This window comes from Granulicella arctica, assembly GCF_025685605.1.
Taxonomy (GTDB): domain Bacteria; phylum Acidobacteriota; class Terriglobia; order Terriglobales; family Acidobacteriaceae; genus Edaphobacter; species Edaphobacter arcticus.
In genome coordinates this window covers 1,083,650-1,108,637 of sequence record NZ_JAGTUT010000001.1, presented here as the reverse complement: position 1 = coordinate 1,108,637, position 24,988 = coordinate 1,083,650, and the positions used below count along the sequence as shown (strand labels likewise).

17 protein-coding genes and 2 pseudogenes are annotated in these 24,988 nt (G+C 55.8%); 12 read left to right on the top strand and 7 right to left on the bottom strand.

Annotated elements, in window-relative coordinates; translation table 11 throughout:
* Positions 1–2 precede the first annotated feature (2 nt).
* From OHL20_RS04580 to OHL20_RS04560, 5 genes are all read left to right on the top strand, one after another.
* Complete coding sequence (locus OHL20_RS04580; protein ID WP_263382028.1) at positions 3–677, top strand: hypothetical protein; 675 nt, start codon at positions 3–5, stop codon at positions 675–677.
* A 44-nt stretch (positions 678–721) separates the two neighbouring features.
* The gene (locus OHL20_RS04575) at positions 722–1,279 is read left to right on the top strand and encodes a hypothetical protein (RefSeq protein ID WP_263382027.1); all 558 of its coding nucleotides are present in this window, start codon (positions 722–724) and stop codon (positions 1,277–1,279) included.
* A 111-nt stretch (positions 1,280–1,390) separates the two neighbouring features.
* Entirely contained in the window at positions 1,391–2,773 is a 1,383-nt protein-coding gene (locus OHL20_RS04570; protein WP_263382026.1) for an amidohydrolase family protein, read from the top strand.
* A gap of 822 nt (positions 2,774–3,595) precedes the next feature.
* Positions 3,596–4,924 (top strand): MFS transporter, encoded by a 1,329-nt coding sequence (locus OHL20_RS04565; RefSeq protein WP_263382025.1) that lies wholly within the window; start codon positions 3,596–3,598, stop codon positions 4,922–4,924.
* Positions 4,925–5,024: 100 nt separating this feature from the next.
* Complete coding sequence (locus tag OHL20_RS04560; protein WP_263382024.1) at positions 5,025–5,891, top strand: 2-dehydropantoate 2-reductase; 867 nt, start codon at positions 5,025–5,027, stop codon at positions 5,889–5,891.
* 447 nt (positions 5,892–6,338) lie between these two features.
* Here OHL20_RS04560 and OHL20_RS04555 read toward each other — a convergent pair whose 3' ends face one another.
* On the bottom strand, positions 6,339–6,695 hold the full coding sequence (locus tag OHL20_RS04555) for a winged helix-turn-helix transcriptional regulator (RefSeq protein WP_161557171.1): 357 nt from the start codon (positions 6,693–6,695) through the stop codon (positions 6,339–6,341).
* A 202-nt stretch (positions 6,696–6,897) separates the two neighbouring features.
* The gene (locus OHL20_RS04550; RefSeq protein WP_263382023.1) at positions 6,898–7,401 is read right to left on the bottom strand and encodes a nuclear transport factor 2 family protein; all 504 of its coding nucleotides are present in this window, start codon (positions 7,399–7,401) and stop codon (positions 6,898–6,900) included.
* 162 nt (positions 7,402–7,563) lie between these two features.
* Between OHL20_RS04550 and OHL20_RS04545 the strand changes: the two genes are divergently transcribed.
* Entirely contained in the window at positions 7,564–7,911 is a 348-nt protein-coding gene (locus OHL20_RS04545; RefSeq protein WP_114205770.1) for a winged helix-turn-helix transcriptional regulator, read from the top strand.
* Positions 7,912–8,372: 461 nt separating this feature from the next.
* A pseudogene (locus OHL20_RS04540) lies at positions 8,373–8,774 on the top strand (DUF885 family protein); the annotation flags it as partial.
* A 268-nt stretch (positions 8,775–9,042) separates the two neighbouring features.
* On the opposite strand, the gene OHL20_RS04535 reads toward OHL20_RS04540, so the two are convergent.
* From OHL20_RS04535 to OHL20_RS04525, 3 genes are all read right to left on the bottom strand, one after another.
* Complete coding sequence (locus tag OHL20_RS04535; protein ID WP_263382022.1) at positions 9,043–10,617, bottom strand: ParB/RepB/Spo0J family partition protein; 1,575 nt, start codon at positions 10,615–10,617, stop codon at positions 9,043–9,045.
* Between the two features lie 81 nt (positions 10,618–10,698).
* Entirely contained in the window at positions 10,699–11,112 is a 414-nt protein-coding gene (locus OHL20_RS04530; RefSeq protein ID WP_263382021.1) for a DUF6908 domain-containing protein, read from the bottom strand.
* A complete protein-coding gene (locus OHL20_RS04525) occupies positions 11,112–12,029 on the bottom strand; it encodes an ArdC-like ssDNA-binding domain-containing protein (protein WP_263382020.1) in 918 nt (305 codons plus the stop codon). The genes OHL20_RS04530 and OHL20_RS04525 overlap by 1 nt, the downstream gene beginning before the upstream one ends.
* 321 nt (positions 12,030–12,350) lie before the next feature.
* On the opposite strand from OHL20_RS04525, the gene OHL20_RS04520 reads away from it, so the two are divergent.
* Positions 12,351–13,511 carry an IS481 family transposase gene (locus tag OHL20_RS04520; RefSeq protein WP_263382019.1) on the top strand — a complete coding sequence of 387 codons (1,161 nt, stop codon included), beginning with the start codon at positions 12,351–12,353 and terminating at the stop codon, positions 13,509–13,511.
* Positions 13,512–13,984: 473 nt separating this feature from the next.
* Complete coding sequence (locus tag OHL20_RS04515; RefSeq protein WP_263382018.1) at positions 13,985–16,855, top strand: TrlF family AAA-like ATPase; 2,871 nt, start codon at positions 13,985–13,987, stop codon at positions 16,853–16,855.
* Positions 16,856–16,880: 25 nt separating this feature from the next.
* On the opposite strand, the gene OHL20_RS04510 is transcribed toward OHL20_RS04515, so the two are convergent.
* A complete protein-coding gene (locus OHL20_RS04510) occupies positions 16,881–19,433 on the bottom strand; it encodes an NACHT domain-containing protein (protein ID WP_263382017.1) in 2,553 nt (850 codons plus the stop codon).
* Positions 19,434–20,276: 843 nt separating this feature from the next.
* Between OHL20_RS04510 and OHL20_RS04505 the strand changes: the two genes are divergently transcribed.
* From OHL20_RS04505 to OHL20_RS04490, 3 genes and pseudogenes are all read left to right on the top strand, one after another.
* The gene (locus OHL20_RS04505) at positions 20,277–21,383 is read left to right on the top strand and encodes a hypothetical protein (protein ID WP_263382016.1); all 1,107 of its coding nucleotides are present in this window, start codon (positions 20,277–20,279) and stop codon (positions 21,381–21,383) included.
* Between the two features lie 251 nt (positions 21,384–21,634).
* Positions 21,635–22,593 (top strand): annotated as a pseudogene (locus tag OHL20_RS04500) (site-specific integrase).
* The gene (locus OHL20_RS04490; RefSeq protein WP_263382015.1) at positions 22,590–23,771 is read left to right on the top strand and encodes an IS91 family transposase; all 1,182 of its coding nucleotides are present in this window, start codon (positions 22,590–22,592) and stop codon (positions 23,769–23,771) included. The pseudogene OHL20_RS04500 and the gene OHL20_RS04490 overlap by 4 nt, the downstream one beginning before the upstream one ends.
* A gap of 405 nt (positions 23,772–24,176) precedes the next feature.
* Here the strand turns inward: OHL20_RS04490 and OHL20_RS04485 are convergent, their stop codons facing one another.
* The gene (locus OHL20_RS04485) at positions 24,177–24,977 is read right to left on the bottom strand and encodes a MarR family transcriptional regulator (RefSeq protein WP_263382014.1); all 801 of its coding nucleotides are present in this window, start codon (positions 24,975–24,977) and stop codon (positions 24,177–24,179) included.
* Positions 24,978–24,988: the final 11 nt, after the last annotated feature.

Below are 24,988 nucleotides of genomic sequence, written 5' to 3'. Positions count from 1 at the left end.
CCATGCTGAACACCAATACAGCGAACCTTCGGATTCTAGGGATTGACATGCAGGCACGTTGGCGGCGGCGAGTCGCTGTGGTGGCGTCATATACAGTCTTTGGTGTGGCGATGCTGTCGATACAAGCACAAATATGGGATGCCTTCGGACATCCATACTGGGTGATGTGGGTGATGTCGTTTGTCTTAGTCTTTTTAGGTGTTTTTCGTGACGGCGCCCTCGTCAAAAGTTTCTTTGTGCCGAAGCAGGCGCCTGCAGAAATGTTAATGGTTGGCAGCCTGGATGAGTGGGCACGATACAGGTATGGGACAACAGGATTTGAGGAAAGCTCGGCGCAACAACAAGAGGATCTTTTAAAAAGATACCGCGTCGGGACATACCTGATGCCGCGAAGCGGAAGCCGGGAGCATCGTCCTTGGCTTCCAGATGAACGCGAGGCCGGCGAGCGAGACCGTGCGTCGCGGAGAACACTGATGCTGCTGGGCACGTATATGACGAGCATGGCAGGAGTCTATTCAATTCATCCGGATCCCCTGACGAAGACGCAGGACGTAGTGGCGCTGCTGCTTCAGCTCATCGTCATGGCGATTACGCTTCCAAAGGCAATTGTGCTTTGGGACGAGCCGGATCCGCGCGAAGTATCGGGGGAGATGGAGCTCATCGACAAGAAAGCGTGACGACGCCAGAGCGCAGCTGCTGCTGAGGTCTGTCCCAGAGGCTTGTGAATCGATTCGAAGGGTTTGACTTAGGTAAGAGTGGCCGAGACAATTGCTTTAGTTTGATGTTTTGCATGTTGCGCATGCATCTGGCAGACGATGGTAGAAATGGGGGCACCGTGATTCGGAACTTGCTGTTCAGCATAGCTGCGTTTGCTTTGGGCGTCTCTGTCACCGTTGCTCAACAACCACAATCCGTGATTCGCATTAAACTGCTCAACGGCCTGAATGGAAACCCTTTAAAGCTCACTAAAGTTGGACTTGAAGTTTCCCCCGGCTATCGGGAGATTGACGTCCAAACCGATCAAAACGGCGTTGCAGCTATAAGCATCTCGAAAGACTCCACGATCTTAACTCACAACACAAAGCTCTACGTCGCCTGCGCCGATGAGCCAGGCGGATTGGTTCACAATGACTTCAAGGTGAGCGAAATTTTATTAAGGGGGATAGTGCAGCCGGTCGCAAAGCCAAACCGATGCAGGAAGACTACTGGCACCTCTGTTCCAGGAGAGCTCGTACTTTTCGTGCGCCCTTGGGAATTCCTGGAGAATAATCCACTCTAGTAAATGCCTCTATATAAGACACCTTTTTCATAGCCAAAAGGCACAGAACAGTGTGCGATTATCAGGGGCGTCGTTCTAATTCTGTTGATGAAGGACACTTTAGGAGGACGGGTGAAGCGACTACTACTGACGCTGGCCATCTCAGCTTCTGGAATTCTTGCCCAGGACGCCTCCTCGCCTGTGACCCTGATCCATCACGTCACCGTCATAAACGTAGTGACGGGCGAAGAGGCCAAGGAGCAGACGGTCAAACTTCAAGGAGGCCGGATCCTCTCTGTCGCGTCGACAGAGCCTTCAGATGGTGCATCTCCGGGCGCGGTCGATGCCCACGGAGGCTTTCTCATTCCTGGCTTATGGGACATGCATGTCCACATTCATGAGACGGGCGAGCTTCCCCTTTACATTGCGAATGGCGTAACGGGAGTCCGCATGATGGCCGGGGAGCGGGACACGGCAGCTCTACGAGTTGAGCTCTCCGAAAAGAAACCCTCGCCCTTTATTTATTTGGCAAGCGCAATCGTCGACGGCAGCTCTCCAATGTGGCCCGGCTCGATCGTCGTTAAGAAGCCTGCGGATGCGCGCCACACAGTCGATGACATCAAAGCTGGCGGCGCTGATTTCATCAAGGTATATGACGGCGTTCCACGCGACGCCTACTTCGCCCTAGCAGATGAGGCGAAGCTGCAGCATATCGACTTTGAAGGCCATGTTCCGGAGGCCATAACCGCACAGGAGGCATCAGCGGCCGGTCAGCGCTCGATCGAACACCTTACAGGGATTGCCCTGGCCTGTTCGAGCAAACAGGAGAGCTTGAACGCCGCAATCGAACATGCACGATTCTTCCTCGATCGGCTCAGGGTTGAGGCTGAGGGCTACCGCAGCTTCAATCAGGCAAAGTGCCAGACTCTCTTTGCCGAGTTTCGTCAAAACGATACTTGGCAGGTACCGACTCTGACTGTAAATCGCATGTGGGGAAGGCTGGACGATTCCAAGATGACCTCAGATCCCCGCTTGGTTTACGTTGGTCGTAAATCAAGAAGCAGATGGGACGAGAGAACACAGCCGCAGATCAGGCGCTGGAACAACTCGGACTACCAAATGGCACGAGGCATCTTCGGGGTGGACGAGAAGATTGTGGGCGGCCTGTACAGGGCTGGCGTTCCGCTCCTGGCTGGGACGGATGCGATGAATCCCTATTGCTTACCGGGTTTCAGCCTTCATGACGAGCTAGCGCTCATGGTCGATTCAGGCCTCTCGCCGCTCGCCGCCCTGCAAACCGCAACGATCAATCCTGCTCGCTTTCTGCATCGGACATCTGAGTTGGGAAGCGTTGAAGCGGGCAAAAGCGCCGATCTGGTCCTGCTCCGTGCCGATCCGCTTGCCGACATTCACAACACAACTCAGATTGAGGCAGTGTGGCTGCATGGCCAATACTTCGATCATGCTGCGATCTTAGGTCTCCTGGAAGCCGCAAAACTGGAGGCTAAACATTGACCCTAAAAACGACTATCCCTGCGCACAGTTACCTTTTCATGCTGTCAGCCTTCGCGCTCGCTGCGATCAGCCCGCCGTCTCCTACAGAGAGCATACCTAAACCCGTTCAACCAACGAGAAGTTTAAAGGAGACATCATCGTTTCACGCATGATAATCATCGATGACCGCGATGCAGCCGCACCTAAGGATGAGAAGGGTTCCCTTTGACATGAAGCGTGGGTGTGGTGGAGACTTCAGCGGCGAACAGGAAGAGGATCGCGGACTTATTGGTGGTTCGAACCCGAATGATAATCTGACCCGTCGGCGGCTCACGTGCACCTGACTGGTGCCTCTTCTGAGCCCGTAGAACAATATGCCCAACTCGGCGCCGGCTGCTTGTCCGCATTGGAGGAGTAGGTGATTGAAGCGATCCTAGAGCGATGCGCCGGTATCGATGTCGGCAAAAGTTCGTCGTCGTCTGCGTCATGACCGGTGGCGCAAAAGACGAACCACACACCCAGATCAAGAAGACTGGGCCAGCGCATGGTATGTCATGAGCGCAAAGACATTGCGACCATCTCCCGTTGATATCTAGAGCGGTGGTCAACAGGGTCATCAACGAAGGGCCAGCAGACTCGTTCAGATGATGGCTTTGGCTTCGTACCTCGCGATCTACGCAAACGGGTTGTAAACACAGATACGAGGCACTCTTCATCTCGCCAGACAGTCCAGGCGATGCGAGAAGGATACAGAATTTCGGTGATGGGCCCAATCTTTGGGCTTCTTGTGTCCGGCGACGTGCCAAGGCTCATCCAAGCTGAATGTGTCCGCATCTGAAACTCATGTTCAATGCTGTTGCTTCATCGCGTAAGTTGACTAATTCTCCGCACCAGATTCTATTTGCCAGCCTGATCGGCAGCACGATCGAGTTTTTCGATTTCTATATCTATGGAACGGCATCCGTGCTCGTCTTCCCCAAGCTGTTCTTTCCGGCTTCCGATCCAGCGTCCTCTATGCTGGCCTCGCTTGCCACTTTCGCGATTGCATTCTTGGCACGACCTCTCGGCTCAGCGATGTTCGGTCACTTTGGTGATCGCTTTGGCCGTAAGAAGACCCTGGTCGTCGCGCTTTCCACAATGGGGCTGTCGACCGTCGCCATTGGTACCTTACCCACCTACCACACTATCGGTTTTGTAGCGTCACTACTTCTGGCTCTATGCCGCTTCGGACAAGGTCTCGGCCTCGGTGGAGAGTGGGGTGGGGCGGTGCTGTTGGCTATTGAGAATGCGCCACCTAATAAGCGTGCGTGGTACGGCATGTTCCCACAGCTTGGTGCGCCCATAGGATTTCTTCTCTCAGGCGGGGTCTTCCTGTTGCTCTCCAGATGCCTTACCAATCGCCAATTCTTTAGCTTTGGCTGGCGACTTCCGTTCTTGGCAAGTGCTGTTCTGGTGTTTCTCGGTCTCTATGTGCGGCTCACCATCACAGAAACATTTGTCTTCCAGAAGGCTCTTGAGCAGAAGAGACAGGTTAAGTTGCCGATGCTGTCACTGTTTCGCCAGCATGCTAAGTCGCTCATTGCCGGAATCACCGTGTGTCTTGCGACATTTGTTCTCTTCTATCTCATGACGATCTTTGCTCTGTCCTGGGGTACGACAATACTTGGCTATAGCCGAGGCAAGTTTCTGCTGATGCAATTGTTTGATGTCTCGTTCTTCGCGGCAACGATCCCGATTTCAGCTCTGTTGGCAGAACATGGACGGCGCCGAGTGATGTTGTGGGTCACTCTGCTAATCGGCATCTTCGGTTTAGTAATGGCTCCGATGTTTACAGCCGGTACGACCGGCGCGGTTCTGATGATGGGTTTAGGGCTATCGCTGATGGGTCTCACATGGGGTCCACTCGGAACGGTGATCTCTGAACTTTTTCCAACTTCGATCCGCTATACCGGAAGTTCTCTGGCTTTTAGTCTTGCCGGTATTGTGGGAGCCTCGCTAGCGCCTTACATTGCCACTTGGTTGGCTAGGTCGTACGGGCTCCAGTACGTTGGCTACTATCTTTCCGCCGCGGCAGTGGTTACCTTCTTCGGGCTGCTCTCAATTCGAGAGACCAGAGACTATGACCTCATTTCATCAGAGCGGCTCGAGGATCAAGGCAATCAAAATCGATGATGGAGCGACGTAATACCTCTTCGGATTTGGAGAGAGAAATCTCAGTCGATGCTTGCTTGCGTCCTATCAAACCGAGCGTTTCTCCTGGCATAATGGTGCTATGGCGCGGATCGCAATCGTGGGAGTGGGCGCAATCGGATCTGTGATCGCGGCTTTACTGGAATCCATCGAACGGCACGATCTTGTACTCTGCACGCGTCGGCCTCTCGCATACCTCAATGTCGAGACTCCTGAAGGTAGAAACAACATTTCTTACACGAACCATACCGACCCGTCACAGGTGGAGCCTGTGGATTGGGTCATCGTGGCCACCAAGACTTATGATGCTCGCGGTGCCGGGGCGTGGGTCAAACATCTCTGCAAACAAGGTGTTCCCGTTGCAGTGATTCAGAATGGAGTGGAGCATCGTGAACGCTTTGCCCCCTATTCACCAGCGGAGCTGATCGTCCCTGTCATCATCGATTGCCCAGCCGAGCGCCGTGCACCCGAGAGCGTCCACCAACGTGGGCCAGTTGAGCTTTTCATACAGTCAGATGTACTGGGCCGTTCTTTCGCAGCCCTGCTTCAGGGCTCAGCCGCACAGATAACCCTGACTGCTGACTTTGTCTCTGCCGCATGGCGCAAGCTTTGTGTCAACTCTGCCGGCTCGATCTCGGCGCTTTTGGGCAAACCGGCTGGTGTCTTCTGGGATGTGGCGATCGGAGACGCAACGCTCGAGGTAGTCCGTGAGTGCGTAGACGTCGGCCGGGCGGTAGGAGCAATCCTCGATGAGGACCTCCCACAGAAAGTGCTCGCGCAATACCGCAACTACCCCGTTGACTTGGTGAACTCGCTTTTAGCCGACCGCCTTGCTGGCCGCTCGATGGAGACGGACGCTCGCATCGGTGCCATAGTCCGCCACGGACGACAGCACAACATACCGACACCGCGAAATAGCCTATTGCTTTCTCTTCTTGAAGCCATATAGCAGAAGCACTGAATTCACGAGTTCAAAGAGCTGATGCCGATACTCCGTTGAAAATTCTATAAACCTGACCATGATGATTGGATTCAATGCCGCCCTCTCGAAGGAGATGGCGCTTTCACTCCGTTTTCTGGATCAGAGGTCTTTCATCGTGCCGTGTAGCCAGTGACATCCGCTGACATTCTTGCCAAAGCTAAAGAGTGGCAGGCGAACGCCTTCTGCTCCGAATGAGATCTTTAACCTTACGAACGAGGGCTACCTCCATTGGCAGGTATGCAGCCGAAGGTCGAGTGCCTTCCCTATGGAAGTTGCCGCGCCCATAACTACAACTACAAAACGGATAACGGCAAAATTGATTACGAACCGCCGGAGTCGTAGCTCAGCTGCGATAAAAGAAACCTTAGTAAAGACGAGACACGTATTCATGTCATCTATACTGAATAGGCGTTCTTAGGTGGGCGACAAAGGGGCCATTCGCGCCGACTCTCGCTTTTCCAGTACATGACCCCACACCGCTAAGTGATCCAGCAGGCCACTGATGACCGGTCTATCGTTTTCGCTGAGATCATACTCAACGTGGAGAACCGTCTTGCTTAGATCATGGCGAATGACAAATCCAGAAGCTTCAAGAGCTCTCAGTGCGGCCCGCAATGCTTTCTTGGAAGCCGTTGGCGTGAGCCGCGTGAGCTGGCTCAGGCGTACGGGGCCAAATCGCAACGCACACAGTATTTGCAGCGTCCATTTACCACTGAGAAGCTCTAGAACCGGGGTAATTCCTCTTGCATACAATACACAATCTTGATCCATGGCCCGTATTGCTCCTATACGCGAGGTCCATACGACATGACCGTGTAGCGTGCATTGATTGTGTTGAAGCGTCACACGCTGAACGAACGGCGCATGTCTGCGACGTGAAACGCGCATTCGCAGCCCGTCATTGCTCGAACACGATGGCTAAAGAAAAGCTTCGGCCCTTCCAAGAGGCCGAAGCGCACCCTTACAGTTAGTCTTAGCCGTTTTTTGCGATCTGTAACGGATCGCCAAAGTACACCTCAAGGCGACGAAATTTGATACGCCAGCCATCAGTCGTGCGTACGAGTTCGTCGTGGAAGGCACCTGCAGCGTTGTAGTGAACGTTGAACTCGTTTTCTTTCTTGCCACGGTGGGTTGCGAAGAAGTCGGTCCGTGCTTTCGCGGTGTCGCCAGTGAGAGAGACGACTGGCAGGCTCAGCATGTGTTGCCAGTTGGAGAAGCCGCTCATGCTACCCGACGTAGCGCCCTCTCCCCGCATCCACTTGGCGAGATCCCGATACGAGCCCTTGGTTCCGCCTGCAACGCTGTAATCGACCGTTCCGTCCTTCGCGAACGTGTTGTCCCACTGCTCAAGGATGTTGGAGTCCGCTCCCTGGTGGCTATCCTGTCCCTGCGAGTACCGCGAGATGGTGTCTTGAATGTCTTGCCGATCCAGAAGTTGCCGCACGAGTAATTCTGTGTTCGAGGTGTTGTTTGTCATTCTTGCTTCCTTCCTGTAATCAGGTTTTTGCTAACGACCCATTCCAAAGAATAATGCGCCGAGCCGACAGATCGACAGCAGAGCGGGTCACCTGTTACGTATTAGGTTAGGTCATTGGTATACCTAATACAAGAACGTACTAAAAAGTGTAATACTAACCAAATGGTTACCGTAAAACGTAAAGGCCCAGTGCTCCTCTCTCATACCTGCTCCGCCCAAGAACTCGAAGATGCTCTTCGAGTTCTCGAAGGCCGCTGGAAAACACTGATCATCTACCACCTCTTCACGGCGCCCGTTCTGAGGTTCTCCGATCTTCGCCGGGCCGTTGAGGGAATTTCACAGAAAATGCTCATTCAGCAATTGCGAGATTTAGAAGAGAACGGGGTGATCTCTCGGAAGGTCTATCCTGTCGTGCCCCCCAAGGTGGAGTACGGATTGACTAAGGACGGTCTCGCACTTCGCCCAGTGCTCCAGGCGCTACAGACGTGGGCTCAATCAAGGAGTTCCTAAAGGACATTGTGACCTTGGCGCGCTCCTTAGCGCGCACCCTGAAGGCCTTTGAACTTCGCTCAAATGTTTCGACTGACTGAGCGAACCGAAAATCCTTCACTCGTTCTACACAGATCTCTTCGGCTCGGGACGCCCCCCGGAACAGGTTGACGGCGGCTGAATGACAATGCCCTGTTGTGGCATCCGGGTGATGAGTTGCCGAGCCGTTATATCCCTTTGAAGAGAGTGCGGGTGTCGGGTCTCGCTTCCAAGGACAACCCGATCCCAACAAACCTGCGGTTTTTTCTGATCAGGCTCGGTGATTGGCGTAGTGAGACGCGGTCCGATGCTGAAATCAATACAGTACACGAAGGAGTGCCTGGGCATTATCTACAAAAGGGCTTGGCACGCGAACTGCAACCACCAACATGCTTATCGAAGCTGATCGATAACGACGCGTACGCAGAAGGTGGGCGCGCTACGCGGAAGCAATGGCCGAAGAGGCTAAGGTCTACGGTTCGGAAGACGCTAAGGTGATGCGAAGATTGTGGCGGGCACGCGGCATGGTCGTGGACCCGGGCCTTCACGCGTTCCACTGGACGCGACAGCAGGCGGTGGACTACATGGTGTCTTCGGGCCACTTCTCGGCGGACGTAGCCAACGATTACGTAGACCGTACGGCTGTAATGCCCGGTCAACTTACTTCCTACGATACTGGCGGATTGGAGATCAGGGCACTTCGAGTCGAGGCACAGAGAAGATTAAGAGCTCGCTTCGATCTGCGTCGCTTTAATCAGGCGGTACTCGAGGAGGGAGTTGTTCCGCTTCGGGAGCTGCGTGCTCACCTCGAGATTTGGATGACCGAGGAGTTGTCTCACAAGTGACGGGATCGAGCTGGATAGATATGCAGGGTGCATCAATGCTCCTGTAATAGGTTGGTTGCTCTCTCTAATATGGGGTCGGCGTCGCAAGCCGAAAGGCGAAAGTGCAGAAGGGGGAACGTCTTCTGCCGCGGAGCCGGCGGGCGGAAGGCCGGAAGGAAGATGGAAGTGGGTGCAGGGAGAAACCGTCGAGGTGTCTCCCTGCCGCCGTTTTGTGGCGGATACAACGCAAGCAAGGGCGGCAGGTTCGCCGCCCGTCTGCCTGTCGCAACTAAGCAGCTTTCTTCGCGACCTTGGCCTCTGGTTGCGCTGCCTTCTTCGCCTTGTCCTTCACTGCGAACTCCTGCTTCACCTTTGCGGCGATGGCTTCGGTGTCTACCTTGTAGGCGGTGGCAGCTTCCTTGAGGATCGTAGCGGGATTCCCCCGCAAGGACGCCAGAAGAATGCTTGCCTCAACCATCAGACGGGAGAGCGTGCCTTCATCGGCTCGACGAACAAAGGCAGTCAGAGTCTTGCCGATGCCTCCATCGTCCCGCTTCTGCCGGATGCCATGCTGCCGTGCCAGCATCTCGACGCGGTTCTCATCCATGATGCTTACCAGCTTTTCGAGAATGAAGAGCAGGTCACGCTTCAAGAGACGAACGGGAACAGCGGCGAGGACGCGGAGGCCAGTCGCGCTAGCGATGGCCTGTTCCTTGCGCTGCTTGTCCTGCTCGGCCTTCCACTTCTCATCGTTGCGGCTGGTTGGCTGCTTCGGATGATGGACGGGGCAGGATGGATTGGCACATACCTTGTGGATGGAGCCAACGTCGCCACCTTCGGTAATGATTGCCTCGGTGGTGAACTTGCACACTTTGAACTCGGGCCGCTTCGCATCGTCTTTCGATTTCGGCTTGTCGTCCCGTATGGCGGTGTACTTGTTGCGTGGCAATACTGTGCTGCCCTCTCTCTGTGCGCCATAGGCTGAGCTGATCTGTACCAACTCCGGCTTCGCGGCGATGGTCTGCGCGACGTGCGCTGAGACTTTGGCAGCGTAGCAATTTGGATCGGTACAGCGGTCGCCCTGCCTTCCGAGGTCGTCGCCAAACAGCAGCTTGTTGTGGCCTGTCCGCTTGGGGCAATCGGCACAACTACCAGCGGTCGGGACAAGTGGTGCGTCCCGCTTGTTGAACGGCGCGTCTTTCAGAACTAACAGAATGTTCGAGTCAATCCAGAATTGCAGGTTGCGGACGGGCAGCAGGATACGAGCGGGTTTCGATCCGCCGTTGTAGACCTCTTTGAAGCAAGCCGAGAGTGCGGCTTCCTGCTGGTCGGCGGGCAGCTTTGCCAACAGCAACGCATGACCGACGCCGATCTCATCGGCATAGAAGGCATCGACCGCTGCGGGTACGAGGTCGCTCAATTTCAACCTCGAAGCCACGAAGACGGGAGATTTGCCCACCTTCGCCGCGATCTGCTCGATGCTGTACTTGGGGTCTTCCAAGTCCAGCAAGGCGCGGAACCCCTGCGCCTCTTCCATTGGGTGGATTTCGGACCTGACAAGGTTCTCCACCAATTGAGCTTCTAACGCGGCTGCATCGGAGAGATGAACGATGCGGACGGGCACGGTCGGGACTTCGGCCATCTGTGCGGCGCGGTAACGTCGTGCTCCAGCGATGATCTCGAAGCCATTCTCAGTGAGAGGACGAACCAGCAAGGGCGAGAGTACGCCCTGGGTACGGATGGACGATGCAAGTTCTTTCAAGGAAACTTCTTCGAAGGTGCGGCGTGGATTGGTCTTGGACTCACTCAGCAAAGCAAGTGTTACGTTGAGGTATTCCGTGGCATTGACGATTTGCGTTTCCATGATGGTGTGCTCCTTTCGAGCGGCTGAGGGTGAAAGGTGCGGAGCGGAGACACGCTGGCTGTTCCGCCCCAAGGGAGCGGACTAGCCACGAATGCACTTGTCCGTGAAAGCCTCTGCGAATCCCTGCAAGCGCAGGTTGTTATCCCATGTCTTTGCGAATCGCTGGTGCTGCTCATGCAAAGCGATCAGGTGGACATAGTGGCCACGCACGATGTTCCGGCTCCACTGCTCCACGCCGAGATAATCGTTACGAAAATAGAATGCGGACAGGTGCGGGCCTCCGGCCATGCCTAGCTCGAAGCACATCTCCGGGTCGCGCATGAGGTCGCCGTTCTGTTCGCCATAGTGCGCGACGGAAAGCGCGGGAAGTCCCATCGGGCCGGACTCGTCCATCGCCTCAATGACAACCTCCATATACGGGGCGTTGTCGATCTTGAGATAGAGGCCGGGGTGCCACCCTCCGGCCATCTTGAGGATTTGAAGGATGGTCTGCATTAGGCCACCTTCGCCAGTTCTGCATCGGGCATCGTCTCTTCGGCTGCGGACGATTCCAAGGCGGCAAGGATGACAGCGGAGGTCTGCTGAATGACTTCCAGCGATTCAATCAGCAATGATGCGTTGCCATGATAGAGAGCGATGTAATCGGCGCTCGCGGTTCCAACCTCAAGCCCTACGGCTTTGCCGACAACAAACGCGATAGCTTCGGCCTCTGTCTCGCGCACAACCTTGGTTGTGGTAGTGCGCCGCTCGGCCTTGTGCAACATCTCATGCGCCAGCTCATGGAGCAAAGTCGCGAAGGTTTCGGCCTCCGATTGTCCGGGAAGAATGGCGATGCGTCCGCCGTAGCTCATGCCAAGCGCGGGGGCGATCTTCTCGGTATAGACAAGCTCGATGCCCTGACGTTCGATGAACGAAACAAGACGGTCGTGGTTCTCGCCTACGTCGCCGTACACTTCGCGCATCGCGGGAAGCTCGACGCCTTCGGTCTGCTCCACATCGAAGACATAGGCATTGCGGAAGCCAACAAGGACGCGGGTGTTCTGCTTGGTGATGTCCTTCTCTGCCTCTTCATCGGATTTGCGCTTGAGACCGATGATGGGAGCGAGAATGCGAATGCCTTTCTCGCCCTTCTTCACGCGGCGTCCTAACTGGTTCCACGCATACATGCCCGCGACTTTTGTGGCTGTCGGGCGCTGTCTCGCGATCTCCAAGACATTCCCGAAGGAATACGAATGAAAGCGGCTCATCGCATTCAGGTACGCAGTGAGTGCGTCCGAGTGTCCGGCCTCTAACTGCTCGATGAGGCTCTGGACGTTGGCGGCGATCATCTCTTTCGCTGTCTGCCGTGGCTGCGGCTGTTTGGGGTTTTGCGTGGACGGGGTGACGGTGGGGATGGTGGCTGCGTTGCTCATGGTGTCTCTCCTTTGCGGTTGCTTTTGCTTTTCATGCCATGCGTGGCATGTACCTACATGCCGAACGCCTCCTGGCGAAGGCGGGGCGGCAAAGCGCAAGGGGAGGGGTATCTCCCATCCGGAGCAAAGCGGAGGACGAGCGAAGCGAAGGTCTGCACAAGCGCAGCGCGGAAGACTGTTGGGAAACCCCTTGCGCTGCGCCAGGGCAGAGCCCTCAGTAGGTACCGAGGACATGGTTTACACGAAAGACCGGAGACATCGTTTACAGATACGGAGGTCTGAGGGCTCTTAAGCATTGGTTGAACGCAAGAAGATACGTTCATGCCTTGGAAAGAGAGTCGTATTGTGGATCAGCGCTTGCAGTTCTTATCGAGTTATCAGAAGGAAGAGATGTCTGTTACGGACCTGTGCCACGAGTACGGCATCTCTCGCCCAACCGCATATAAGTGGATCAAGAGATATAACGAAGTCGGGCCGGAAGGCTTGCTGGATATTTCACGCAAGCCCCACGGCTGTGCTCACGCAACGTCGTTGGAGGTCGAGAACGAGATCCTTGCATTGCGCAAGCGCTTTCCATCGTGGGGAGCGCGGAAGCTGAAGGCTCGTCTGGAGAAGATGAACCCGAACGTCGTGTGGCCGGCGGCAAGCACCGTAGGTCAGATTCTGCGCCGGGCGGGACTCACCAACCCTGTTCGCAAGAGACGTAGAACGACCCCGTACTCAGAGCCCTTCGCCGAGGTCACCGCTCCGAACCAGCTATGGTGCATGGACTTCAAGGGATGGTTCCGCACTGGCGACGGGAACCGATGTGATCCCTTCACGATCACCGATGCCTACAGTCGCTATCTGATCCGTTGTCAGGCAGTGGCTCGCATGGATACTGCGCACGTCCTTGCGATCTGCGAGGCCGCCATGCGCGAGTACGGTGTTCCCGAACGGATTCGCACGGACAACGGAAATCCGTTCTCTGGACTTGGTGTGATGGGGCTTTCGCGGTTGTCGCTGAGTTGGGTGCGGCTTGGGATCGTGCATGAGCGCATTCAGCCAGGCAAGCCGCAACAGAACGGCCGCCATGAGCGCATGCACCGCACGCTCAAGCAGGATACGACCAACCCGTCGGCGAAAACACTCCATGCGCAGCAGAAGCGCTTCGATGAGTTCGTTCGCGTCTACAACCATGAGCGTCCTCATGAAGCTTTGGGGAACGAGACTCCAGGCAGCATTTACGTCCCGAGCTCGCGGCTCCTGCCACGGTACACGAAGGCTCATCAGTACCCAGTTCACTTCCAGACACGGCGTGTGAACGATGCGGGAGACATCAGTTGGCATAAGAGCAGGGTCTTTATCAGCGAGGTCTTCCGTGGTGAAGATATTGCGCTTGAAAAAGTAGAGGAGAACTTCTACCGAGTGTATTTCTGCTCTTTGGAAGTCGGTGAGTTCAATGTCGACGACATGCGATTTCGGCCCGGGCTTCGCCCATGAAAGCAAGCGTTGGAAATGCCGAGGAGTGGAAAGCATGGAAAACCATAAAGCCGGTTTTCCACCCTTCCCACTCCTCTTGGAAATCCCTTCGGGATTCCCACATTCCCAACGCTTCGACGGCGACGAGATATCTTATTAAGACCGGGCCTAGCCAGCCATAACCCTGAACCAGAGCCACTTCCTCCGCAAGGGGCTTGTAAACCATCTCCCCGGTCTAAAACGTAAACAGTGTCCCGCTTCGCTCACCTCAGCAAGGTTTGGTTTCCGCATACGTGCGCGTCAGCGCGCATGACTTTCAGGGGCGGGCGTTGCGGGGCAGGAACAGGCCCCGCTGTGGAGGGTGGCGGAAGACGCGCTAGCGGCTGGAGACAGGGAGGAGGGATTCCTCCCGCAGAAGCGCAGTAGAATAGGTACCTATCGCAGACATAGACATTTTTTCTGAAATGCCTGCCGCGTAATGCTGGAGGTTCATTGTGGCTTTTCGTGCTATTGGTTCAACCTGGGGAAAGTGGGACCTACACTTTCACACTCCGGCGTCCTTCGACTACAAGAACAAAAGCCTGACAAACCAGCAGATTGTCGATGGTCTACTTGCTGCCGGTGTGGGAGTAGTGGCAATTACGGATCATCACACCATGGACGTGGCCCGCATCAAGGAATTGCAGGTCTTAGGGGGCGCTGAACTCACGGTGCTACCAGGAATAGAATTTCGCTCCGAACTTGGAGGCAAGGAAACGGTTCACTTTATCGGAATTTTCCCGGAGGACGCCAACTTGGCAGATCTCTGGACTAAGCTGAGCGGAAAGCTGGAACTCACGCCCGAAGACATGCAAAAAAAGGGTGGAGACCAGAAGATCTACGTACCGTTCGCTGAAGCCGCGGAAAAGATTCATGAACTGGGCGGGATCGTGACGACCCATGCCGGTGGTAAGAGCAACTCGATCGAGAACGTCGGAAACACAACCTTCAAGATGGCGTATAAGGCCGACCTAGCGCGCAAGCATATCGATATTTTCGAGCTTGGAAAGGTAAGCGATGGCAAAGTGTATGAGGAGATGGTGTTCCCCGCCATCAAGCATCGGCTTCCACTCATCATGGGTTCGGACAATCACGATATCTCCTCGTACCAGCCAAAGGCTTATTGCTGGATCAAGGGGGACCCTAGCTTTCGCACGTTCCAGCAGCTCAAAAGCGATCCGCATCGCGCATATGTGGGAGATGAACCGCCGGAGATGGCTCGCGTCAGCGCAAATCCGACGAAATATATTGGGAGCATCGGGTTCAAGAAAGTCGCCAACTCAAAGCTAACCGAGGATTGGTTCAACGGCACCGTGCCTATCAATCCAGGACTCGTCGCGATCATCGGCAATAAGGGCAGCGGCAAGACAGCGTTGGCGGAGGCGCTCGGCCTGCTGGGCAACTGCGAGTCGGCTTCGTCGTTTTCGTTCTTGAGTGAACGCAAGTTCCGCCAGGCGAAAAACAACAAGGCACGTGAGTTCGAGGGGACGTTGACATGGCGCAACGGGCATCCAGTTGTGCGGAAGCTCTCGGAACCGACGGACGCGGACATGCCGCGCGATGTCTCCTACATTCCGCAGAGCTATCTTGAGGAAATCTGCAACGAAGTGAACAATCAGCCTGGTGGTCAGTTCGATGCAGAGCTGAAGTCGGTGATCTTTTCACACGTTGCCGAACACAAGAAGCTCGACGCCGATTCGCTCGACGACCTGATTCGTTTTCAAACGGAGCCGATCGAGGACCGCATCACGACTCTCCGTGCCGAGCTGCATGAGATCAACGTAAGAATTCTGGAGCTCGAGGCACGATCGTCAGACACGAACCGCCAGCTACTGCTAAATCTGAAAGCGAGCAAGGAACGTGAGCTCGACGCACACGAAAAGCAGAAGCCAACAGAAGTCCTGAAGCCGGAGACCGATCCCGGCCAGCAGGCGGCCATGGAAGCCATAAGCCAGCAAATTGCGGAGTCTAACAAGAAGCGCGACGCGCTTCAGGAAACGATCCGTGCGTCGGATGGCGTCAAGAAGACGGCCTCAGCACAGGTCGCAAGCGCGGCCAGGGTCGTCCAGTTAATACAGAACTTCACGTCGGCATACCAGACGCTACTGCGCAATCTCGACAATGACTGCAAGGTACTCGGCATCGATCCGGCGACGCTGGTGACGGTGACGGTGAATCAATCCGCTGTAACGACGGCAAGCGACAGTGCGACCAAGCAACTCGAAGACGAGGACGGCAAGATTGCTTCGTCAAATGCTGAATTGAAAGCGCTGAAGGATGCGATCGATGCGCTCACGCAGCAGCTTGATGCACCTAATGGCGCCTACCAGAAATACACTGAGGCGCTGCGCGCCTGGACCGAACGCCGCGCAGAAATCATCGGAGAAGCGACGGCGCGGGACACACTCGCGTATGTAGAGGCGCAGATTCAGGAGTTGAACGACGTGCCAACGCAACTGGCGTCGGCGCGGACAGAGCGTACTCAGAAGGTCAAAGATATCTTTGCGCAGATTGAAGCGACAGTAGGTATTTACCGGGCGCTTTACCACCCTGTCCAGTTGTTCATTATGAGCCACCAAGTCGCGAAGAGCCAGTTTCAGATGGAGTTCGATGCAAGCATCATCGCCTCACGGTGGGAAGAAACGATTCTGGCCAAGGTGAATCAGGGGCGGAAAGGAACCTTTTGCGGTGTAGAGGATGGTAAGCGAACCCTCAAGCAACTGATCGAACAAGCGGATCTGCAAACATCGTCTGGGGTCACAAAGTTTTGTTTGGAACTGATGGCTCGCTTCGAGAGTGATTTTCGTTTCACGCCGCCCAGCTCGTACCCGCTCAACGAACAGCTCAGACAAGGTATTGAGCCCGCCGCGCTCCTCGATGCGATCTTCGGCCTGTCGTACCTCGTGCCGAAATACCAACTCAAGTGGGCCGGTAAGAGCATCGATGAGTTGTCTCCAGGTGAACGCGGAACCCTTCTGTTGATCTTCTACCTATTGATTGATCGCCGTGATATTCCACTCATCATCGATCAGCCGGAGGACAACCTGGACAACCAAACGGTCTACGATATGTTGGTGGCCTGTTTGCGTGAAGCCAGAAGCCGGCGTCAGGTTATCGTCGTCACGCACAACCCGAATTTGGCGGTAGTGTGCGACGCTGATCAGATCATTCATTCGCAGATGGACAAACAGAACAATCGCAACAAGGTTACGTACACCACGGGTTCGATCGAGAACCCAACGACGAACCTTCTGAGTATCACCGTGCTGGAGGGTACGCGGCCAGCATTCGTCCATCGCGATCAGAAGTACCAGAGTGATACCTAGAGTGAGTCATCCAGTAACAACCGTCTCACTGTCCATAAGTCGGTTCGTCTTGCGTCCGACCTGCTCCATACTTTAGCGCTTTATGCGAAAGCTCAGAGAGGAGACCAGTGCAGGCGCTCGTCTCGTTATATGCCGGGAATGCAGATTTAATAGCTCTACGCAGATACTGAACCCGATCTTCTAAGTCGGGAACGGTAGTTGACGAAGCAAGAGCTCTCTTGAGTAGCCATTCATCCACCTCCCCCGGTCGGTCCAAGAGCGTGACGTAAAAGGCGAGTGTTTCTTTCCACCAGTCGTCGCCTTTGAGATACCAGCCGAGGGCCTGTTTGGGTCTTTGGCCCATGTGATCGCGAAGATCCCTCGAAGCGAGGAACTCCTGAAACGAAAGGTGGCTGTAAGTGAGAATGCCACTGATGCGCTGCAAGAGACCATCTTCGATTGTGTCTTGCAAAAATTGTTCCCACTCTGGGGCAATGGCATTCATTGAATTTTTGATAGCGGCTTTGAAATCAGATTCCGTGGCATCACGCTTATGATCATGTTGGAGCATTCCGGCCAAGCGGGTTAAGACTACTTCTTTATCTCTCATGCCGAACCCGGTATTTCTGCGTTGGACGTTCTTATAGAAGTCCCACCCCCCGCAAAGAAGCTCCACAAAGAGGGTGTATAGCCGTGTCTTATTCGGAGGGACAGACTTTGTCTTACGAAAAACAGCAAGGATTAAGGTCGCGAGAAGCGGAATTCGCATCAGGTCTGTGATGTTGCCGCTTTCCTGCAAGCGTTGAAAGAATAACGGTACCTCATCTTCTCCTAGCCATCGGGATGCCAAGGAACGAATTTTATCGTCATTCAATTCGGAAAGGCGAATGCGAGGAAGCCAAGAGAGCGCTGGATTATTTACATGATCGCGTGCAGTCAAGATGACCTGGACAAAGCTCCATTGCGACGCCGCCTGTTGCGCGAGGCGCACGATTTGATCTTGCCGCTCCACCGATGTGATCTCGTCGAGCCCGTCGAGGTATAGCCGAATATGGCTAAATGGAGATTGCCCCGCAGACTGTTGCTGGATGAGCTTCTTGAGCTCTTCTTCAGGGAAAAAGACCTCTTCGAACGTGCCGAGCTTACCGCGGGAGAGTGGATGAAGAGCTCGGTACACAGGCAAAGCTGAGGTCTGCTTCTGGACTAGCCTGTTGGCATCATGAATTGCATGCCAGCGGCAAAATGTAGTTTTTCCATATCCAGCCGCGCCGGTAATCAGGACCGATCCGGCGAACTGTTCCAGTAGCGCTTCGTCGAAGATAAGCATTTGCGACACTGCGGATTCGGAAAACGCCTGGGGTATAAGTGCGGCGGTTTCTGCTACCCGACAGTATGTAAGGAAGTCTGCGCTTCCCAGTGCGGCTGCATTATCAGGCTTCGGTGTGTCCGCGAAACGTGCGGCAATGGACGTCTGCGTCCGGAGTTGATCCATGGCATTATCTACGGCGAAACGAAGTTCGTCTGCCCGCGTGAGCAGCTCTTCCGGGGGGCGTAGTTCAACGATTACCTCCTGTTCGGAAGGAAGGACGTTGTTCGGATCTATGAATGCACCTGAAACGGCAAAGCCTGAACTGCGGTTCCTTCTCTGCCTGGCATCGCTTTGCAACTTTGAAAAATAGTCTTTGTATCGTTTTTTCCAGAGCGCTGCGATTTCATCGGCAAGGCTTCCGATCTGCTTGCCAAGTTGCACGAAGACATCAGCATTCTCCGTCCACATTGGGGAGGTCGCAAGAACGGAGGAGATGCGGGAAGCCGTAAATTTGAACGACTTGACGTTGGACAGGCGTTGGGGGCCAGATAGCACGTCGAGGCTCAGTTTAAAATCTTGACGAAGCCCAAACAGCCTCAACTCTCGATGAAATCGAGGTTCAACATAAAGGTCGGCCCAGGATGCCGGCGATTCTCCTAAATAAGGATTCTTCAAGATCAGATTTGCTAGCGCATAGTCTTCATCGAGTCCTTTTCGGAGGGCGCTCAGATAGGAGACTAGGATACTCGACTCAAACCAAAGAAATTCTGGCCAATACTTGACAAATAACCCCATTAGCTGGGAGCCGCAGATAAAAGTAATCTGACCGCTCCTTTGTAGTCGCGTCTTTACCGAATCTATTGTGGAGATCGAGCACTCGTGAGGGCAGATGACGTACACCGAATCAACCCATTCGTCATTGCCACGGCCATCCGCCAGAGGTTCAGAAAACGAAGATTGAATCTGGTTCGCTACCGTCTGGACCTCGCCCACCAAAGAGGGTGCACCATTGCGATGGTCATCGGAGCGTCCGGTGATTGGTTGATTCTTGACCACACAGGCGAAGAGGCGTCGCTCTCCTAAAGGACCTTCACTGTAGAAGACGATGTCCTTGCCCTTTTCGCCGCTGCTGTGAGTAATGCGAACGCGAGAGTGCCCCATTTTCCCGAAGAGGTCGGCAACAATTCGGCGGAGTTGATCTTCGTCGCGAAACTCACGCGCGAATAGCTCCACTTGGGTGGAATATCGTTCGAACAGTTGCTCGGTTTCATTGTTGCGAGATGGTTTCATTGAGATCGATGAATGGCATCTCAATTTTACGCATCAGAGTCAGCGGACATGGGATACATCCAGATGTGAACTGGCACAAAACTGGGGGGCGGCCTTTGAAACCCGGAGTGAAAACCAATGGGGTGCTGCAACAACTTCCGCAAACTTGCCAGCTCCTCAATGAGACCCCAGGCCCTTTTCTGCGCTTCCGTCGACACGGGGCGTGGTTTGCTTCACGGCACTTCCGCGAGGGGTGTGGCGCCGCCCGGACTTAACGGTGCAATGTGGCCTGCATGGTCTGGCGTCTGAAGCGCCCTTGCAGCGCGGGAGTCCGACCTCACAAGCTGCATGGCTGATTTCGCCGGTAACGCATCCCTGATCTTCGGTCTGTTGTGGGCTTAATTGCGGCAAGGAAAGCTGGTGTTGACTTGTTGTTCGTATGCGAAGAGCTTGCCTGTCTGGCTCCTGCATATTGCCTAAGTTCGCTGTTTCCCAGATGATGGACTACGGGACGGTGACGCGCCGTCCTGGGGTGTGGAAACCCCAAACGAAGCTGTAAGCACGCCTTGCGTGCTGAAGATTCCCTACGCCTTTGCGGTCGGGGAGCCTGTGACGTATGTCCAGGCCCCTAAAGCTAAAGGTCACGGGAGCCGTGCTTCGTTCGGCTTTCCAACTCCCCGATCACGGGTTCTAGGGTTGTTTGCGGGGGCGCACCGCAGACGTTTCCCACCCTTCCGATTGAGGAGTTATGCTGATCCCGCATAATATTTCCCGGAAATGGTTCTTGCCGGTCTCCACGGGGGCGGGATTTGTATTGCCCTTGGGTAAGCAATGGAGGCATGGCTTTGTGTTCATGGAATTTCCATGTGCGAAAGCGGCGGGGTATCCGCGATGAGCGCCATTCGCGAACTGGTCTTCGCGCCGAAAGGTGGAGGGCAACTGCCCCTGCCGGACCGGTGCAGTCTCGATCTCTCCTGCTTTGAAGAACCCGAGGTACAAGACGCGCTCGCCATCGCCATTGAAGAAATACTCTACGTCGTCACGTTTTCCGGGATCGAGTTGCAGGCGCTGGACGGCGTGACCGTCACCTCGGATTGCCGGGCGGCTGCGTGCGCGCTGCAAGACCTTCCCCAAGGCCAAGTGCCGTTAGAGATGAACCCCCAGCCGGAGGTCATGGAGATGGCACGGACGGCAGCAGTCCGCCGCGAGGGAGACCTGCGTTTCCATATCGTGTTGCGCCGCGGCCTGGCGTTGTCGACGCTCTCTCCGGAGCCGGAAATGCAACGGTTGGCGCTGAGCTGCATCGCCCATGAAGCCGCGCATGTGGACCACGAGAGCCATCTGTACCGGATGTTTCCCGACAGCTATGGAAAGCCGCTGGAGTGCGGCAACCGTTTGCGCCAGACCTTCTTGAAGGCGATGGATGTCTGGAGCGAATATGCTGCGTGCCGGTCCTCGGCGATGTTTCGCCCGGAAGCGGTAGAGGAGTTTGAAGGGATTCTCTGCCGGGCGATCGAAGACAGCTCTGCAGCGGCATTGGAACAGATCAAGGCACATCGCGAAGGGCGCGGCGCCGGCGATGTGTTTCGCGAACTTCAGCAAATCTTCGGTGATGTTTTTATCTGCGCCGGTTACCTGCTCGGCCACGTCCACGGAATAGAACGGAATCTGAAGGATCGCACGCCGCACCTCGAGGAGATCTTCCGAAAGAAACCGTCCGTCAAAGACCTACTGACCCGGCTTGAACGTATCCTGCATGAACTCTGGCTACGGGAATTTGCTTGGGACTCCATCGAAGTGTTTGCGCCTATCTACGATCTGATCTGCGAGATGATGGCCCAGTGCGGACTGGTCTTTGCCAGACATGAAGAGGAATGGCGAATCTTCATGTACGAGGAGCCCGAGGCCGTCGAAGAGGCCAGAAAGGCTTTGGAAGGATGGACCAAGCAGTCGGAGTCACGTGAACAATAACGATCTATTCCTAGGGTTTGCTTCAAACTGCTCAAGGAGCGACTTGGCCTGTTCTCGTCAATCGAAATCGGAGCAGGAAGTGCCTGTCTACGACCTCTGCCGGGGTTCGGCAGAGGTCGGTAACCTTCAAAAGTGCAAGTGTCAGAAACGGCGGCGGATGCCGAGGTTTTCTCAAAACGCGAAGGTGCCGATGGGTGCTGAACAAGCTAACTGACGCGATCGGCGTTTGAACTAAGCCGCTGGCGCGGCGGATGCTGCATTGGTGGCGGGATAGTTGGCGGCGGGATTTAGGTTCGGGTCACAAGGAGGATTTTCCTGTGACCCATCTTCGCCAGTTGATGCTCGATGAGCTCGAGCGTCGTAACTACTCTCCGAACACCGTGCGGTCTTACCTTCACGCGGTCGAGGAGTTTGCCCGGCACTTCCATCGTTCGCCCGAGCAGCTTGGACCCGATCACGTCCGCGAGTACCAAGTCCATCTGTTTCGCGACCGCAAGCTTTCGGCGCGGACTATCGCGGGACAGACGGCGGCGCTGCGCTTCCTGTTCGTCAAGACACTGCGGCGGCCTTACCTGCCCGATGCGCTCCCGTTTCCGAAGCACTCCAGGCGTCTGCCGACCGTGCGCAGCCAGGAAGAGGTCGCACAGCTGATCGACGCAAGCGGCAACCTGATGCATCGTGCGATGGTGATGACGCTCTATGCGACCGGCGTACGCCGGGCCGAGCTGTGCCGGCTCAAGGTCGCCGACATCGATAGCGAACGCATGGTGCTGCACATTCACGAGGGCAAGGGTGGACGCGACCGCGATGTTCCGTTGAGCCCGAAGCTGCTGACCATCCTGCGCGAGTACTGGCGCTGGATGAAGCCCCAGACCTACCTGTTTCCGGGCATGGAGAACAACTGGCGGGCCGACGTGCCCGTCACCACGAAGGTCGCGTGGATCGCCGTGACCAACGCGGCGAAGGCGGCCGGCATCACGAAGCGTGTTTGCCGCACACGCTTCGGCACAGTTACGCAACGCATCTGCTGGAGGCCGGCGCCGATCTCCGCACCATCCAGGTCCTGCTTGGACACGCCAAGCTAGCCGACACGACGGTCTATCTGCATCTGTCGCGCCGGCATCTGCAAGCCGTTCCCAGCCCCATCGAGGCGCTCACGGTCTCGACTTCGGCCGAGGCCAGGCTTTCAAGGAGGCGTGCGAAGCGATGAGCCGGCCCACCCTTGAGGTGGCCGACATCCTCCGCATATCCGGCAGCAGCTTCGTCGCTCGGCATGGATCGCATCTCGCCCCGCAGCACCGCAAGGTGATGGACGCTATCGTCCGTTGCCGCACGGCAGCGCTCGGTGGTCATCGCGATCGATGCTCCGGCTGCGGACACCAGGCCGTCTCCTATAACTCGTGCCGCAACCGGCACTGTCCCAAGTGCCAGTCGAACGCTCGCGACCGATGGCTGGCCGCGCGCTCGGCCGAGCTGTTGCCCGTGCCCTACTTCCATCTCGTCTTCACCTTGCCGCATGAGCTGTCCGTACTCGTGTTGCAGAACAAGAAGCTCCTGTACGACCTGCTCTTCCGCTCCAGTGCCGCCACGCTGCTCGAAGTCGCACGCGACCCGAAGCACCTCAGAGCCGATATCGGTCTGCTCAGCGTGCTCCATACCTGGGGCCAGAACCTCCAGCATCATCCCCATGTCCACTGCGTGGTGCCGGGCGGTGGCCTCGCACTCGACGGCTCCCGATGGATCACGGCCTCCTCACGCTTCTTCCTGCCCGTCCGGGTTCTCAGCCGCGTCTTCCGCGGCAAGTTCACCGCCCAACTCAAGCAGCTTCTGCTCCAGGGCAAGCTCCAGTTCCATGGCTCGCTCCAGGAGCTCGCATCGCCGGACCACTTCCAGCGCTTCCTGCGGCGGCTCTTTACGAAGGAGTGGGTCGTCTACGCCAAGCCGCCCTTCGGTGGAGCCGAACACGTTCTCCACTACCTTGCCCGCTATACCCACCGTGTCGCGATCTCGAACCATCGCCTCGTCAGCTTCAAGGACGATCGCGTCTCCTTCCGCTGGAAGGACTACGCTCAGGCCAGCAAGCAAAAGGTGATGACCGTCTCAACCGACGAGTTCTTACGACGCTTCCTCACTCACGTCTTGCCTAAGGGCCTGGTCCGCATCCGTCACTTCGGCCTCTTCGCCAACCGTAAGCGATCTGCTTCACTGCTACGCTGCCGCTTGCTGCTCAACGCCGCCGCCCCGTCGACACAGCCTGCGCCCACAGCTCAGATCAAGTGTCCGCTCTGCTCAGAGGCCATGCGTGTGATCGAACGCTTCACGAGTCTTCAGCTTCTGGCTGTGCCGCTGAGGACCGCACAGATCATGCCCCGGCTCGATAGTTCCTGAACCGCCATGACCAAGCCCGCTCTCAACCCGGTCGCCCCAAGCCGTGCTCACGCACGCAACGCATCCTTGCGCTCACTCCTATCGAAACAGTCTCAGAGCCGGGCCGACTCAGCGACCGAACTGATCCTTGCCACGGTCGCGTCGCAACATCCCACGCCTTCGAGGCTTAGCGGAGATCAGGAAAAGACGCTGTCCGATCCGGGATGGCCCATTCAAATCCCATAGCCACTCACCCGCATCCGCCACGCCAGCGGCTTCCTTCAAACGACCCTATCAAAACTGCCCCGACAGGCTGCCCAGCAGGTCCAACTTTGTGCGCGGGGCAGCCCTGATAGGGTACTAACGTTTATCGGCACCAAGCGATATTCGCTACGGGGCGGAACATCATCGGCGTTATCAAACTTCCTATATCGAGGAACTCGCAAGCTTGAATTCCAGCGTTTCGACTCCGCGAACCACTCGAACTCTTTTCGTCTTTGGTTCGGAACGATTCAGTATTTTACGAAGGTCCACGAGAGAGGTAACAGCTTGCCTCTCAATGGAAGTGATGAGATCACCTTTGCGGAAGCCAAGCTCTTCTGCCCGGCTGCCCGCTGCAATCTTGTTGACGAGTAGGCCCGGCATATCGGGCAGGCCAACAGCTCGCCGCATTTTCGTCGACGCACGGGAATCGAGCAGAGTCATGCCAAGGTAAAGCTGACGACCGTGAGCTACCTCCTCTTCAAGGCTGACCAACCATTTGCGCAGCAGGGCAATAAGCTGAGCCCTCTCAGCGCGATTAAGTCCGCCGACCAAGCTGCTTTCGTTCTCAAGATGTGCAGGAATGGCATCTTCAAGAAGGGCCACACCCTTGGCAGTTAAAGTGACGAAGACGGAGCGACGGTCTTCACTGTCAGGGGACCGCTTCACCAGTCCTTGCTTCTGAAGAGCATCTATTCTGAGACTCATGCTTCCGGATGTGCGGAAAAGACCGCGCATCAGATCGCGTTGTGTCATCTTGTAGGGATTTCCGTTTCGACGAAGTGCAGCCAGAACATCGAAGGAGGCCCTTGAAATTTGAAACTCTTCGAACTTCGCTTCAAGAGCGCGATCAACATGCTCCATGATGCGTCCCGCTCGCCCGATGATTTCAACCGGAGCAAGGTCATACTCAGGTCGTTCAGCTTTCCATTGTTGGACGACTCGATCAACGTGGTCTAGCGGCATAGCTCATATCA